Below are 13485 nucleotides of genomic sequence, written 5' to 3'. Positions count from 1 at the left end.
ATGCGCACCGTGCACGACGTCCACACCGTCGAACTGCCCGAGCGGGCCGAGGCACTGCTGCGCGACGGACACCGCCTGGCCCTGGCCGCCGCACACCACGACGCCGACGCCGTGCGCCTCGTCTACCTCTTCGTCTCCGGGCCGCCCGACACCCGCGTCGAGCTCCACGTGCGCCTGGACCCGGTCCGGCCCGAGGTGCCCAGCCTGGCCCATCTGTCCTTCCCCGCGGGCCGGTTCGAACGTGAGATGCACGACCTGCACGGCATCGTGCCCCTCGACCATCCGCTGCCCCGCCGTCTGGTACGGCACTTCCACTGGCCGCGCGGCTGGTACCCGATGCACCCCGACGCCGGGGCACCGCCGGCCTTCGGCGAACAGGAGGGGCCCTACCCGTTCCTGGAGGTCACCGGCGACGGCGTCTACGAGATCCCGGTAGGCCCGGTCCACGCCGGGCTCATCGAACCCGGCCACTTCCGCTTCTCCGTCGTCGGCGAGACCATCCTCAAACTCAAGGCCCGCCTCTGGTTCGTCCACAAAGGCATCGAGAAGCTCTTCCAGGGCCGCTCACCGGCTGCCGGACTGCCACTCGCCGAGCGCATCAGCGGGGACACCGCGGTAGGCCACGCCCTCGCGTACTGCCTGGCCGTCGAGGAGGCCACCGGCCAGGCAGTTCCCGAACCGGCCCAGGGCGCCCGCGCCCTGCTCCTGGAACTCGAGCGCCTCCACAACCACGTCGCCGATCTCGGCATGCTCTGCAACGACGTCGGACACGGCATCCTCAACGCCCACGCCCAGCGCGTCCGCGAACAACTCCTGCGCCTCAACCAGGAGATCACCGGGCACCGGCTGCTGCGCGGCGGCGTCGTCCTGGGCGGCAGCGCCCTGCGCACCCTGCCCGACCCCGCCCGGCTGGACGCCGTCGGCGAGGACATCCGCGAGATCGTACGGCTGGCCATGGGCCACTCCACCGTCCTCGACCGCTTCACCGGTACCGCGATCCTGCCTGCGCAGGCGGTCCGCGACATCGGCTGCCTCGGCTACGTCGCCCGCGCCGGCGGCCTCGCCCAGGACGCTCGCATCGCCCACGCCTTCACCCCGTACGGGCACCCCGCCCGGGTCCCCGTACACACCAGCGGTGACGTCCTGGCCCGTTTCCTGGTCCGCGCCGAGGAGATCGACACCTCCTTGGCGCTGATCCGCCGGCTGCACGACGGTGCTGCCACCGGCGTGCTCCTCGGTCCCTCGCCCACCCCCGGTGCGGGCTCCGGCAGCGGCGTCGGCCTCGTCGAAGGCTGGCGCGGCACCATCGCCACCCGCGTCGAACTCGCCGCCGACGGCACTCTCACCCGGGTCAAGCCCGTCGACCCGTCCTTCTTCAACTGGCCCGCCCTGCCGGTCGCCCTGAACGACACGATCGTCCCGGACTTCCCGCTGACCAACAAGAGCTTCAACCTCTCCTACGCCGGCAACGACCTGTGACCGGTCAGGAACCCGACTCGCCGCCCACCGGCCGGTATCCCGTCACGATGTCGGCCCTGATCCGCACCACGTGCTCCATCTCCGGCCAGCAGTCTCAGCGCCTCGTCCCGGCCCAGCTCGACCATGCGAACCCCCGGTGGCGTACCGGCCGTCATGGCGACTCCCCTACCGCTTCGTCCCGTACCCGCTCGGCGCCGTCCGGCCACAGCACCTCGACGTCGATGCCGTGGCTGCGCGCGTAGGCCACCAGGTGAGCGGTGGTGTCACGGCCGTTCGACGCGGTGCCGTCCCAGATCGCCAGCACCCGGGCGCACGCCCGCAACAGCCGCTCGTCGACGCGCACACAGGCGTCCCGGTCCGCCGGGTCGTACTCCAGCAGCCGCACCTGCTCGGACAGCAGCAGCAACTCCCCGGCCGCGCGCCGGTCCCGCTCCCGTAGCAGCGCGGGCACCCGGTTCAGCGTGGGCACCACGGTCACCAGCGCCAGCCCGGCCTGCTTCGCGGCTCGTCCGAACGCCACCGGCAGCCCCTGCCCGACCCGGACCAGACCCGTCCGCCCGGCCTCGGCACACCGGGCCAGCCGCGCGCACAGCTCTTCCTCCAGCAGGGCCAGGGTCCAGGGCGCGAGATCCTGATGTCCCACCACAGCAATCAACCTCGGCAGTCCCTTCTTCCTCGTCCACGCCGCTCATGGCAACCAGCCCGTTGAAGGAGCCTTCCGGCCGCGTCCAGGGTGGTCCGCGGCGAAGGAGGCATACGGGCAGCCGCCCGCGGGAGAGGAACGGCCGTCCACCGGCTGGGCCGATCCACAGCTTCACCGGTGCCTCAGCGGTTGCACAGGGCCGTTCGGCCCCGAGCTTGGGGGGCGGATGACGCGCGGCTGGGGCGCCCGGACCCCGGCGACGTGGTTACTTGTGTGCGTGCTCGCCGAGGTAGAAGAGCAGCCACACGAACCCGGCGAACAGATGGGTGCCGAAGATGTAGAAGCCCGCCCGGATCGCGACACCGCGCTCGATCCGCCACTCGCGGTCCTTGTCCTTCCCTTTGCGCGTCGTGTTCGCCGGCTGCTCGGCCGCCGGCTGCGGTCCCGCCCCCATCGGGACCGAGTCGATGTGGCGGCGCACAGGTGACGACACATGCTCTGTCGCCGTCGTGGGCCGGCGTCTGCGCCACGGCCGGAACGGGTGCCCGCCCGTCACTGGGCTGTCTCCGCGGAACGCAGCTCGTGCAGCAGCTCCTGCTGGCCCGCCAGCAGCACGGACAGGATCCGGCGTGCCGCGGCCAGCAGGTCGGCCACGTCCCCGCCCGCCAGCTCGTACACGACGGTCGAGCCGGTCCGGGTGGCGGTGACGATCCCGGAGCGGCGCAACACCGCCAGCTGCTGCGACAGGCTCGACGGCTCGACCTCTATGGCGGACAGCAGGTCGCGTACCGGCTTCGGCCCGTCCTGCAGCAGCTCCAGCACCCTGATCCGCACCGGGTGCCCGAGCATCCGGAAGAACTCCGCCTTCGCCTCGTACAGCGGAACCGGCATCCCGATCACCCCTCGTCCGGCTCTGTCGCCTCGACGTCGAGCCCGTGCCTGCGGGCGAACCTCACCGCGTCATCCAGCTCGTCCTGGGCCACCGCGACGGCGTAGGGGTCCTCGGCCTCCCGGGCGGCCGCCAGAGCGGCCCGGGCCGCCCGCACCCGCGCCAGCAGCGCCTCGACGACTGTGTCCACCCCGACCTCCACGCCGTTGACCATCTGTCGACCAATGCAACTAACCAATTGAAGAACTCTTCAATTGTAGGCCGAACGAACCACGGCCCCGCGATGTTCCCTGTATCTGCCTGGAGCCGGTGGGTTGTCCCCGCCTCGGTGGCTCAGTGTTCGTGCGGCTCGTCGCGGTGGACCGGGCCGTGCGGCTCCTCGCAGTGACCATCGGCGTCGAGGGGGAGCAGGTCGCGGTCGCCGGGCAGGGCGCCCTGGAGCACGGAGGCGGGGGCGTGGTCGACCTGGAGGGTGGTGTGGGTGATGCCGTGGTCGTGGCGCAGGAGTTCCTCCAGGTCACGGCGGACGGCGTGGCAGTCGCCGCCGGGCTCGACCAGGACGTGCGCGGACAGGGCGGCCTGGCCGGAGGTGATCTGCCAGACGTGCAGGTCGTGGACCTCGACGACCTTCGGCTCGGCGACCAGCTTGTCGCCCAGGGCGTCCGGGTCGACGTGGGCCGGTGCCGCCTCCAGGAAGATGCGGCCGGACTCGCGCAGCAGCCCGTAGCCGGCCTTCACCATCAGGGCGACCACCACGAGGGTGGCGATGGCGTCGGCGCGGGCGAAGCCGGTCAGGACGACGATCAGCGCGGCGATCGCGGTGCCGATGAAGGCGAACAGGTCGTTGAGGATGTGCTGGTAGGCGCCCTCGACGTTGAGCGACGACCGGTTGGCCTTGGACAGGCACCAGGTCGCGGCCACGTTCACCACGATGCCGGCCAGCGCGGTGGCGAGCATCAGGCCGCCCTGGACCTCCGGCGGGGAGATCAGCCGGCGTACGGCCTCGTAGGCCAGCCACGCCCCGAGCAGGAGCAGGGTCAGCCCGTTGGCCTGGGCGGAGAGGATCTCGGCGCGCTTGAGGCCGTAGGTGAAGCCGCCCTTGGCCGGCCGGGCGGCCAGCCGCATGGCGATCAGCGCGAGGACGATCGAGGCGGCGTCGGTGAGCATGTGCGCCGCGTCGGAGATGAGGGCCAGCGAACCGGCGACGACGCCGACGACGACCTCGACCGCCATGAACGCGGTGATGAGGGTGAGGGCGATGGCCAGCCAGCGGCGGTCGGCGTCCGCCGAGACGCCGTGGGAGTGCCCGGCATGTGCGCCCGCGCCGTGTCCTTCGACGTGCGCGTGCCCCGAACCGTGCCCGTGGTCGTGGTCGTGGCCCTGATCACTCATGCTGACGTCTTCCCCCATCGCTACGGGTGCCCTGCTCGCAGTGAAACGCACACGCCCGCGAATCACCAAAGGCTGCATCGAAGACCGTTGTCATCTCCGCTAGCCTGGCCCTGACCTGCGGAGATATCTCACGGGGAAATGGGCTCAAAGACAACGGCCCGCGTGGCGCGCTGCCGTCACACTCGCGGCGCAGGTCCGGCCCCACCGCCCGAGAGTCTCCCGTCGTCACAGCCAGGGCTGGAAGCCCGCCACCCAGTAACGCAGCTGCCCCGTGAAGTACGTCCACATCCCGCTGACCTGAAGGATCCCGACGAGGACGAGCATCGCCCCGCCGAAGCGCATCACGCCCCGGGCGTTGCGGCGCGCGAAGCCGAACGCCTTCAGCCCGCGCCGGAAGCCGAGCGCCGCGAGCAGGAAGGGCAGGCCCAGGCCGGCGCTGTAGACGAAGGCGAGCAGGGCCCCGCGGCCCGCGCTGCCGGTGGTGACGGAGAGGCTGAGGACGGCGGCGAGGGTGGGACCGATGCACGGGGTCCAGCCGAGACCGAACATCACGCCGAGCAGCGGAGCACCGGCAAGGCCGGCGCGCGGGTGGTAGCCGATGCGGAAGGTACGGCCGGCGAACGGAATGCGTTCGAAGGCGCCGAGGAAGAGCAGGCCGAGCACGATGGTGAGCGCACCCAGGACGCGGGTGATCAGGTCCTGGTGGGCGAGGAGCTGGTTGCCCACGTAGCCCAGGGCGGCGCCGTAGCTCGCGAAGAGGGCGGCGAAGCCGAGGATGAACAGGAAGGTCCCGGCGACCATGCGCCCCCGCCCCTCCTCCCGCCCCGCCCGGACGTCGGCCGCCGACATCCCGGTGGCGTACGAGACGTATCCGGGCACCAGCGGCAGGCAGCACGGAGAGAAGAACGACAGTGCTCCGGCCGGCAGCGCGAGCGGCGCGGCCAGCAGGAGCGGTCCGCTGGTGACGAGGTCGGAGACGTTGGCGCTCAAGGTCGGACTCCCGGTCAGGGCACAGCTCAGGGCAGGGGAACGGCGCCGCACCGGACGCCCCGCCGACCCTACTCCTAATCTCATTAGGAGTAGGCGTGGGGGTTCCGTCCGTCCGAGCGACCATGCACCTAGGCCCCTTAGGATGTCGGGACGGAGTGCACAGGATCAGGAGGTTCGGGGTGCCGCAGTTCGGCGAGCTGGAGGCCGCGATCATGGACGCGGTGTGGGGCGCGGGCAGGCCGCTGCGCGTCCGCGAGATCCTCGACGCCCTCGGCCGTGATCCCGAGCCCGCGTACAACACCGTGCACACCGTCACCGAGATCCTGCATCGCAAGGGCTGGCTGGCCAAGGAGAAGGACGGCCGCGCGTTCAGGTACGGCGCCACCCACACGCGCGAGGAGTACGTCGCCGGACTGATGGGCGAGGCGTTCGCGGCGGCCGGCGACCGCGGCGCGACGCTGGTCCGCTTCGTGGAGGGCATGCAGCCCGGCGAGGCCGAGGAACTGCACCGGCTGCTCGGCGAGGCCGTACGGAAGGAAGGGTCGCAGTGATCGTCGCCGCCGTGCTGTTCGCGTACGCCGTACTGCTGTGCACCCTGACGCCCCGGCTGCTCGCCCGGGCCGGCTGGACCGAGCGTGCCCCACGGCTCGGGATCGTGGTGTGGCAGGCGCTCGGCGTGTCCGCGACGGCGTCGGCGGTGATGGCGGGCCTCGCGCTGACCGTGCCCACGGTCCGGGTGAGCGCCGACCTCGCGCAGTTGCTGCAGGCGTGCGTGATGGCACTGACCGCGCAGTACGCCTCGCCCGGCGGGGCCGCCGCGGGCGCGGCCGGGGCGGTGCTCGCGCTGGCGGTGCCGGGGCGGACGGCCTGGTGCGCCGGCGCCGCACTGCTGCGCATCCGGCGTGAGCGGCAGGACCATCGGCAGGTGCTGGACATGGTCGGCCGCGCCGATCCGGCGCGCGGGGTGGTGGTCCTCGACCGCGACGAGCCCGCCGCCTACTGTCTGCCCGGCCGCCATCGCCGTACGGTCATCACCACGGGCGCCCTGCGCACGCTGGACGACGACCAGCTCGACGCCGTCCTCGCGCACGAGCGTGCCCACCAGTCCGAGCGGCACGACGCGGTACTGGCCTGGTCACAGACCCTGGCCCGGGCCTTCCCTCGCGTCCCCCTGTTCCGTACCGCCGAGACGGAGATCGCCCGTCTGGTGGAGATGCGCGCCGACGACGTGGCCGCCGCCCGTTCCGGACGTCTGACCACGGCCGCCGCGCTGCTGGCGGTCGCTCAGGGCCGTACCCCTGCCGTGGCCCTAGCGGCGGGCGGATCCACCGCGGCCCGCCGGGTGCACCGCCTCGTCGCGCCGTACCACCCGCTAGGGCGCGCCCGCATCGCGGTCGGTTCGGCGACCGCGGCGATCGCGCTCGCCCTGCCGGTGCTGGTCGTCGGCGGCCCGGCCGCGGCGGCGACGCAACTGAACTACTGCCCGGACGGCACCCCGCCCGCGCAGGTCGCCACCATGCGCTGACCTGCGCCAACACCCCTCAGTGGACACCCCGGCCGCCATAACCTAATCTCCTTAGGAGTTCAGGTGTCAGTTGTCAGGAGGTCGTGCGCGTGGGTGAGCTGTTGTTCGGCACGACGCTGCTGGCGTCGTTCCTCGGTGGGGTCGTGGCGCTGCTCGCGCCCTGCTGTGTGTCGGTGATGCTGCCCGCCTACCTGGCCACGGGCTTCCGCCGCCGTACCGGCGTCCTGGCCGCGACGCTGGTCTTCGCCGCCGGGGTGGCCACGGTGATCGTGCCGATCGGGCTCGGTGCCACGGCTCTCGTCTCGCTGATCTCCGGTCATCACCTGCTGGTGTTCTCGATCGGCGGGGCTGCGATGACGGTGGGCGGCACAGCCCTGCTGGCCGGGTGGAAGCCGCGGCTGCCGATGGTCGCGGGGCGTGCCCCGTCCGGTCACGGCTTCGGCTCGGTGTACGGGCTCGGGGTGTTCTCCGGGGCGGCGAGTTCCTGCTGCGCACCGGTCCTCGCCGGAGTCGCCGTGCTCTCCGGTGCCGCCGGGTCCTTTCCCGCCGCGCTGGCCGTCTCACTGACGTACGTCGCCGGGATGGTCGCCCCGCTGTGCCTGCTCGCCCTGGTCTGGGACCGTCGTGACTGGGGCGCCGGCCGCCTCCTCCAGGGCCGCCAGGTCACCCTTCGAACAGGCCGGTTGACGCGACGCATGCCGCTGGGCAGCGCCGCCTCCGGGATCCTCCTCGTCGCGATGGGCGGGCTCACCCTGGTCCAGGCCGTACGCGGACCCGACATGGCGTCGGACGGCTGGCGGGTGCGGATCGCCGCCGGCCTCCAGCACACCGCGTCCCAGGTCACGAAGGCCCTTGGCTGGCTGCCCGGCTGGGCGTCGGCCGTCCTCCTGATCGCGCTCGCCGTCTTCCTCGCACGGCAGGCGCGCGCCCGTCCGACCGCTCCCGCCCGGCGTTCCCCCGGCGCCGAGGCGAGGGCTTCTTCCGCCGACTGCTGCGAGGTACCGCAGCCGCCCGTTCCTGCCGCCTCCTCCGGAGAGGACCGCCCCGTATGAGCACCACCAGCAACAAGAAGCCCCCGCTGCGGCGTCCCGACGCCGTGCTGGCCGCCGGGCGGCGCCGCCTGACATGGATCATCGGCTCGGCGGTCGCCGTGGTCGCACTGGTCGTGCTGTACGCGGTCTTCTCCACCTCCCCGGCCCGCAACACCTCCAGCAGTGGTGCGTCGTACGACGTCGGCACCCCGGGCATCGGCAGGACGGCGCCCGCCTTCGCTCTCGCCGCCTCCACGGGCAAGCGGGTCAGCCTCTCCGACTACCGCGGCAAGAACGTCCTGCTGTACTTCCAGGAGGGACTGACCTGCCAGCCCTGCTGGGACCAGATGACCGCCCTGGAAAAGTCCGCCGCCGAGGTCAGGGGCGCCGGCATCGACGGCATCGTCTCCGTCACCTCCGACCGGGCCGACCTGATCGCCCGCAAGACCAAGGACATGGGTCTGTCCACGCCCGTGCTGTCGGACCCGGACCTGAAGGTCTCGAAGCAGTACGGGGCCAACCAGTACGGCATGATGGGCGACTCCCGCGACGGCCACAGCTTCCTGCTCGTCGGCCCGGACGGCACCATCCGCTGGCGCGCCGACTACGGCGGCGCCCCGGACTACACGATGTTCGTCCCTGTCGACAGACTCCTCGCCGACCTCAAGGCCGGGGTGAGGTCGTGATCGCGCTGACCCTCCTCACCCAGGCCGACTGCGCCTGGTGCGAGCGCGCGAAGAAACTGCTCGCGGAGACCGACGCCGAGGTCACCGAGGTGTCCCTGGAGAGTGCCGAGGGACGCGAACTCGCCGCCCGGCACCGCCTGCTGTTCGCCCCCGGGCTCCTCCACGACGACCGGCTCATCGCCCACGGACGCGTCTCCGAACGCGCCCTGCGCCGTGAACTCGCCCGAATACCCCAGACCTGAGGAGCATCCGCCATGGAACAGCTGCTGTATGTACTTCCCGCCCTCGCCTGCCCCGTCGGCATGGGCGCGATGATGTGGTTCATGATGCGCCCCAAGCCCGGCGCACAGCCCGACCCCGGCGCCGAGCAGCAGGAACTCCTGCGCCTGCGCAAGGAGATCGACGCCCTGCGCACCGAGCGCACCCCGCAGGGCGGCATCCAGGACCATCCGGCGTGAGCGGTATCCGGCTGCCCCTCGCCGCCACCGCGCCGGCCGCCGCACTGACCTGGTTCTGCTGCGTCCGCCCGATGACCCGCAACCGCGCCTGCCACGCCGAGCCCGACACCGGGCTCCAGACGGAGCTGCGCGCCGCCCACGAGGAACTGCGACGTCTTCGCGACGAGACCACCCTGCCGACCGACCCGACCAGCAGACCGGAGACCCTCGACCGGTGACCGCCCTCCCACCAACCCTCCGACGCCCCGGCCACACACTCCTCACGCTGGCCTCGCTCGTCCTGGCCGTGCTCATGGGCACCGCCGCCCCGGCCTCCGCGCACGCCACCCTGCTGTTCACCGGCCCGGCCGCGGACGGCACGGTCCCCGCCTCCCCGGCCTCACTGGTCCTCGTCTTCGACCAGCCGGTAAGTGTGAGCGGCACTTCCGCCGTACGTCTCACGCCCGCAGCCACGCTCGGCAAGCCCACCAGGAGCCAGGGCGGCCGGACCCTCACCTTCCCGCTGCGCGGCAAGCCGGCGGAGGGCGTGCACACCGTCGACTGGACGGTCACGGCCCAGGACGGCGACATCATGACGGGCAGCTACCGCTTCGCCATCGGCCCACGCACCGTCGCCCTCGCCTCCGGCCAGAGCACGACCGCCAAGGACCCCGTCCCCACCACCGCCCTGCGCTGGCTGCTGTTCACCGCCCTGGCCCTGCTCCTCGGCGAAGCCGCACTCCACCGCCTCGCCACCCGCGTCCCCGACGCACCCGCACAGCGGCCCCGCCCGTGGGCACTGCCCGCCGCGCTCGTCGGCTGCGCCGCCGCCCTCGGCCTGACCGCACTGGTGATCGGCGACGGCTCACCGCGCTCGGCGATCGACACCCGCCCGGGCATCCTGTCGCTGATCGAGGTGGCCGGCTTCGCCCTCGCGGCAGTCGCCGTTCCCGGCCGCCGCCGTACCTGGGCGCTCGTCCCGCTCGCCGCCGTGGTCGTCGCCGAAGCCCTGCGCGCACACCCCCAGGCCGAACAGACCGTCGCCGGACCGGTGCTGACCCTGATCCATCTCGCGGCTGCCGCGCTGTGGGCCGGTGCCCTGGTGCAGGTCCTGCGCACGACGGTCGCCTGGCGCGGGGACCGTACCGCCGCCCGCACCCTGCTGCTGGCCTACGCACGGCTGGCCGCCTGGCTGTTCGCGGCAGTGATCACGAGCGGTGTCATCGCCGCGCTGCTGCTCGTCCCCCTCGATGACGTCTTCACCACCGGATACGGCCGGCTCCTGGTCGTCAAGATCGCACTGGTCGCGGTGGCCGCGACACTCGCCTGCCTCGCGCGCCGGCACCTGCACCGCGGGCGCAGCCGCCTCGCGTACCTCCCGGCCCGCGTCGAGGCCTCCGTCCTGGCCGTCGTCCTCGTCCTGTCGGCCACCCTCACCGTGGTCCGCGCCCCCGCCGACACCAACCGCCCGCTGTCCTTCGCGCCCCCGACGACCGGCCCCCTCGTGCCCGCCGGCACCCGCGCCGGGGAGATCGGCATCAGCGCCCGCGCCGGCACCGGCCGGCTCATCCTCGAACTGACCGCACCCCAGGTCGGCGATGCCTCCCAGCAGTCCTACGGCCTCACGGCCACCCTCGCCGATCCGCGTGGGAAGAAGCGGCGGCTGGCCCTGCGCGGCTGCGGCACCGGCTGCTTCTACACCCCGCTGGCCTGGCGCACCGGCACCAGCCGTCTCACCCTCACCGCCGCCGCGGGCGAGGAATGGGCCGGCGGCCGCGCGGGCCTGGCCATCACCTGGCCGCCCCGCCCCGACGCCGCGCTGCTGCGCGAGACGGTCGCCGCGATGCAGCAGGTCCCCCGCCTCACCGTGCACGAACTGGTCACCAGCAACACCGCCCTCGGCCTCGGCGACCTCAAGCAACTCCCCCTCACCGGGAAGGACTTCCTCGCCGCCGAACCGTACGGCAGCGGCACCGCCCCGGTCACCACGCGGCTGCCCGACGAGAACGGCCACCGCCGCCTCGCCCTCGCCTACCCCGCCGAGCACACCCAGCTCGACCTCACCCTCGACGGCACCGGCCGCATCCTGCACGAAACCCTGACCGCTCCCGACCACCTCGTCACCCGCACCTTCGTCTACCCGGAGACGGACGAGGAGGAGGGCCATGGGCACTGACGGCCCCGACCCCGCCAACAGTGCGTTCACAGCGGCCGCTTAGCATCTCCGTGATGAGCAGCGGGACACAGCACGGGCGCCGCGGCGCGTGGCGGACCACGCGGCCCACGGCGCTGTCCCATGCCCTGGCCATGCTGCTCACCGCGCTGGTGATGTGCCTGGGCCCCGCAGCACATGCCGCCGCCGACCTGGCAACAGCCGCCATGACAACCACGTCGGCCTCCTCGACGACACCGGGCCATCCGACCGAGCACCGTGCGGTGCAGGTGACCCACCCGGCCGACTGCCCTGCCGGTGACGTCTGCTGCGCTCAGGACACGCACGGTGTCCGGGCCGTGCTCCCCACCGCGGCCCAGCCCGCGCCGGCCCTCCTGCCCCGCATCTCCAGCCTCGCCGACTCGGCCGTCCTGGCGTGTTCCCTCGGCCTGACGCCCACGCGTGGCGCTCCCGACCTCCACTTCCTCCAGGTGCAGCGGACGTAGACGAACGCCGCACCGTGCGCCCACGCGCGCGGGGCACAGCGTCCGTTCATCCCATCCCTGCACCCACCGCCGCCCGACGACATGGTCCGGCGGGGACGAGGAACACCCAGTCATGTCCAAGACCAGCAAGAAGCAGGCCGCCGCCGACCGCAAGGCCCGTATCGAGGAGATGCGCCGCGCCGAAAGAGCACGCGAACGCCGCAACCGCATCATCACCATCACCCTCAGCACCGTCATCGTGGCCGGGCTGGTCGGCTGGGGCGCCTACGCCGTCAACAGCGCTGACCAGAAGGACGAACAGAAGGCCGCCGCGGCCGCGAAGCCGATATCCGGCGAGAAGGTCTGGGACGCCAAGAAGCTCACCCGCAACCACGTCCAGACCAAGGTCGACTACCCGGAGAACCCGCCCGTCGGCGGCAACCACGCCCCGGTGTGGATGACCTGCAACGGCAACGTCTACACCAAGGCCGTCGCGAACGAGAACGCCGTCCACTCCCTCGAACACGGCGCGGTCTGGGTCACCTACAACGACAAGGCCACCGCCGCCGACGTCAAGACCCTCGCCGGCAAGGTCTCCAAGACGCCCTACACGCTGATGAGCCCGGACAGGACCCAGTCCGGAGCGATCACCCTCACCGCCTGGGCCCACCAGCTCAGCGTGAAGACGGCCTCCGACCCGAGGGTCGAGCAGTTCCTCACCAAGTACGTCCAGGGCCCGCAGACCCCCGAGCCGGGTGCCGCCTGCACGAACGGACTGACCGCGTCATGACCGAGACGACCCTCACCGCACCGGACGCCACCGACCCCGGGGACGCCCAGAACCACCGCCCCGGCATCGGCCGCCGGCTGACGATCGGCGCGGCGGCCTTGGTCACCGTCGTCCTGGCCCTGACATTGCCGGCCGTCACCAGCAACGACGACAAGGAGTCGGCCACCGTCCCCACGGCCGACTCGGCCGACGCCGGCTTCGCCCGGGACATGGCCGTCCACCACCAACAGGCCGTCGAGATGGCCTACCTCGTCCGCGACCGCACCACCGACGCAGAGGTACGCGGCCTCGCCTACGACATCGCCCAGACCCAGGCCAACCAGCGCGGCATGCTGCTCGGCCGGCTCGACCTGTGGAACCTGCCCGTGACCTCACCCGACGGCTACATGACCTGGATGCAGGGCGGCCACATGGGCCACCAGATCAAGGACGGCTCCCTGATGCCCGGCATGGCCACCGACACGGAACTGGGGCAGCTCGGCAAACTCGACGGCGAACAGGCGGAGATCCGCTACCTCCAGCTGATGTACACCCACCACATGGGCGGCATCGACATGGCGCGCGCCTGCGCGCAGCAGTGCACGGTCCCGCAGGAGAAGAGACTGGCCCAGGGCATGGTCGACGCCCAGCAGTCCGAGATGAAGGTCATGACCGACCTGCTCAAGGAACGCGGCTCGGCACCGCGATGACGTACGCCGCCGCGAGGGCCCTGATCACACGCCGCCAACTCCGTCTCGGCTGCTTTCGCGCCCGAGCACCGAAAGCGCGAACTCCGGCACCGAATGACGGCCTCACCGACGCCCGGTCAGGCAGCCGTCCCGAGGTCGGCAGGGACCTGCGGCGCATGCCGTGGACCACGACCGCAGTACACGCCGGTCAGCCGCGGTTGTTGGCGGGCAGGGGTGCGGCGGACGCGTCGGCCTGCCGTAGTTCGGCGAGGAGCACGTTCTGCCCGTGGAGCAGTTCGGTGAGGATTCGGCGGGCGG

Annotated in this window: 18 protein-coding genes and 1 pseudogene; 12 read left to right on the top strand and 7 right to left on the bottom strand. The window is 72.3% G+C overall.

All coding sequences use genetic code 11. The features are described from left to right. Positions 1–1479, top strand: a complete 1479-nt coding sequence (locus tag ACFWPS_RS46465) for an NADH-quinone oxidoreductase subunit C (RefSeq protein WP_383718293.1) — start codon at positions 1–3, stop codon at positions 1477–1479. 151 nt (positions 1480–1630) lie between these two features. Here the strand turns inward: ACFWPS_RS46465 and ACFWPS_RS46460 are convergent, their stop codons facing one another. The 6 genes from ACFWPS_RS46460 to ACFWPS_RS46435 all read right to left on the bottom strand — a co-directional run bounded on the left by ACFWPS_RS46460 (position 1631) and on the right by ACFWPS_RS46435 (position 5393). Continuing rightward, complete coding sequence (locus ACFWPS_RS46460) at positions 1631–2122, bottom strand: DUF834 domain-containing protein (protein ID WP_383718289.1); 492 nt, start codon at positions 2120–2122, stop codon at positions 1631–1633. 265 nt (positions 2123–2387) lie between these two features. Beyond that, positions 2388–2615, bottom strand: coding sequence for a DUF6126 family protein (locus tag ACFWPS_RS46455; RefSeq protein ID WP_383718287.1), 228 nt, complete (start codon positions 2613–2615; stop codon positions 2388–2390). Positions 2616–2674: 59 nt separating this feature from the next. Further along, complete coding sequence (locus tag ACFWPS_RS46450) at positions 2675–3013, bottom strand: ArsR/SmtB family transcription factor (protein WP_383718284.1); 339 nt, start codon at positions 3011–3013, stop codon at positions 2675–2677. Positions 3014–3018: 5 nt separating this feature from the next. After that, positions 3019–3201, bottom strand: a complete 183-nt coding sequence (locus ACFWPS_RS46445; protein WP_383718280.1) for a hypothetical protein — start codon at positions 3199–3201, stop codon at positions 3019–3021. A 143-nt stretch (positions 3202–3344) separates the two neighbouring features. Continuing rightward, on the bottom strand, positions 3345–4403 hold the full coding sequence (locus tag ACFWPS_RS46440) for a cation diffusion facilitator family transporter (protein WP_383718277.1): 1059 nt from the start codon (positions 4401–4403) through the stop codon (positions 3345–3347). 225 nt (positions 4404–4628) lie between these two features. Then, a complete protein-coding gene (locus ACFWPS_RS46435; protein ID WP_383718275.1) occupies positions 4629–5393 on the bottom strand; it encodes a cytochrome c biogenesis CcdA family protein in 765 nt (254 codons plus the stop codon). A 179-nt stretch (positions 5394–5572) separates the two neighbouring features. Here ACFWPS_RS46435 and ACFWPS_RS46430 point away from each other — a divergent pair, with 179 nt between their 5' ends. The 11 genes from ACFWPS_RS46430 (at position 5573) to ACFWPS_RS46380 (ending at position 13188) form a co-directional block, all read left to right on the top strand. Continuing rightward, positions 5573–5944, top strand: coding sequence for a BlaI/MecI/CopY family transcriptional regulator (locus ACFWPS_RS46430; RefSeq protein WP_383718272.1), 372 nt, complete (start codon positions 5573–5575; stop codon positions 5942–5944). Next, positions 5941–6918: a M56 family metallopeptidase gene (locus ACFWPS_RS46425; protein ID WP_383718269.1), complete on the top strand. Its 978-nt coding sequence runs from the start codon at positions 5941–5943 to the stop codon at positions 6916–6918. Before ACFWPS_RS46430 ends, ACFWPS_RS46425 begins: the two co-directional genes overlap by 4 nt. An 89-nt stretch (positions 6919–7007) precedes the next feature. Beyond that, positions 7008–7970: a cytochrome c biogenesis CcdA family protein gene (locus ACFWPS_RS46420; RefSeq protein ID WP_383718266.1), complete on the top strand. Its 963-nt coding sequence runs from the start codon at positions 7008–7010 to the stop codon at positions 7968–7970. Beyond that, the gene (locus ACFWPS_RS46415; RefSeq protein WP_383718264.1) at positions 7967–8635 is read left to right on the top strand and encodes a peroxiredoxin family protein; all 669 of its coding nucleotides are present in this window, start codon (positions 7967–7969) and stop codon (positions 8633–8635) included. Before ACFWPS_RS46420 ends, ACFWPS_RS46415 begins: the two co-directional genes overlap by 4 nt. Beyond that, positions 8632–8877, top strand: coding sequence for a glutaredoxin family protein (locus ACFWPS_RS46410; RefSeq protein ID WP_383718261.1), 246 nt, complete (start codon positions 8632–8634; stop codon positions 8875–8877). Before ACFWPS_RS46415 ends, ACFWPS_RS46410 begins: the two co-directional genes overlap by 4 nt. A gap of 12 nt (positions 8878–8889) precedes the next feature. Then, complete coding sequence (locus ACFWPS_RS46405; RefSeq protein ID WP_383718258.1) at positions 8890–9093, top strand: hypothetical protein; 204 nt, start codon at positions 8890–8892, stop codon at positions 9091–9093. Further along, entirely contained in the window at positions 9090–9311 is a 222-nt protein-coding gene (locus ACFWPS_RS46400) for a hypothetical protein (RefSeq protein WP_383718256.1), read from the top strand. The genes ACFWPS_RS46405 and ACFWPS_RS46400 overlap by 4 nt, the downstream gene beginning before the upstream one ends. Continuing rightward, positions 9308–11248 carry a copper resistance protein CopC gene (locus ACFWPS_RS46395; RefSeq protein WP_383718254.1) on the top strand — a complete coding sequence of 647 codons (1941 nt, stop codon included), beginning with the start codon at positions 9308–9310 and terminating at the stop codon, positions 11246–11248. Before ACFWPS_RS46400 ends, ACFWPS_RS46395 begins: the two co-directional genes overlap by 4 nt. A gap of 53 nt (positions 11249–11301) precedes the next feature. Further along, a complete protein-coding gene (locus tag ACFWPS_RS46390; RefSeq protein WP_383718251.1) occupies positions 11302–11730 on the top strand; it encodes a hypothetical protein in 429 nt (142 codons plus the stop codon). Between the two features lie 112 nt (positions 11731–11842). Further along, positions 11843–12499, top strand: coding sequence for a DUF3105 domain-containing protein (locus ACFWPS_RS46385; protein ID WP_383718249.1), 657 nt, complete (start codon positions 11843–11845; stop codon positions 12497–12499). Further along, complete coding sequence (locus ACFWPS_RS46380) at positions 12496–13188, top strand: DUF305 domain-containing protein (protein ID WP_383718245.1); 693 nt, start codon at positions 12496–12498, stop codon at positions 13186–13188. Before ACFWPS_RS46385 ends, ACFWPS_RS46380 begins: the two co-directional genes overlap by 4 nt. Before the next feature lie 187 nt (positions 13189–13375). On the opposite strand, the pseudogene ACFWPS_RS46375 reads toward ACFWPS_RS46380, so the two are convergent. Continuing rightward, positions 13376–13485 (bottom strand): annotated as a pseudogene (locus tag ACFWPS_RS46375) (transcriptional regulator); the annotation flags it as partial.

The organism is Streptomyces sp. NPDC058457, assembly GCF_042720695.1.
Classification (GTDB): domain Bacteria; phylum Actinomycetota; class Actinomycetes; order Streptomycetales; family Streptomycetaceae; genus Streptomyces.
Note: the sequence above shows the minus strand (reverse complement) of the source record. Positions and strands in the feature narration are given on the sequence as shown.

Bases quoted from the DNA above. Each gene is read 5' to 3' on its own strand.
- ACFWPS_RS46440 (WP_383718277.1), bottom strand. From the start codon at position 4,403: ATGAGTGATCAGGGCCACGACCACGACCACGGGCACGGTTCGGGGCAC.
- ACFWPS_RS46405 (WP_383718258.1), top strand. From the start codon at position 8,890: ATGGAACAGCTGCTGTATGTACTTCCCGCCCTCGCCTGCCCCGTCGGC.
- ACFWPS_RS46380 (WP_383718245.1), top strand. From the start codon at position 12,496: ATGACCGAGACGACCCTCACCGCACCGGACGCCACCGACCCCGGGGAC.
- ACFWPS_RS46385 (WP_383718249.1), top strand. From the start codon at position 11,843: ATGTCCAAGACCAGCAAGAAGCAGGCCGCCGCCGACCGCAAGGCCCGT.
- ACFWPS_RS46465 (WP_383718293.1), top strand. From the start codon at position 1: ATGCGCACCGTGCACGACGTCCACACCGTCGAACTGCCCGAGCGGGCC.
- ACFWPS_RS46415 (WP_383718264.1), top strand. From the start codon at position 7,967: ATGAGCACCACCAGCAACAAGAAGCCCCCGCTGCGGCGTCCCGACGCC.
- ACFWPS_RS46450 (WP_383718284.1), bottom strand. From the start codon at position 3,013: ATGCCGGTTCCGCTGTACGAGGCGAAGGCGGAGTTCTTCCGGATGCTC.
- ACFWPS_RS46390 (WP_383718251.1), top strand. From the start codon at position 11,302: ATGAGCAGCGGGACACAGCACGGGCGCCGCGGCGCGTGGCGGACCACG.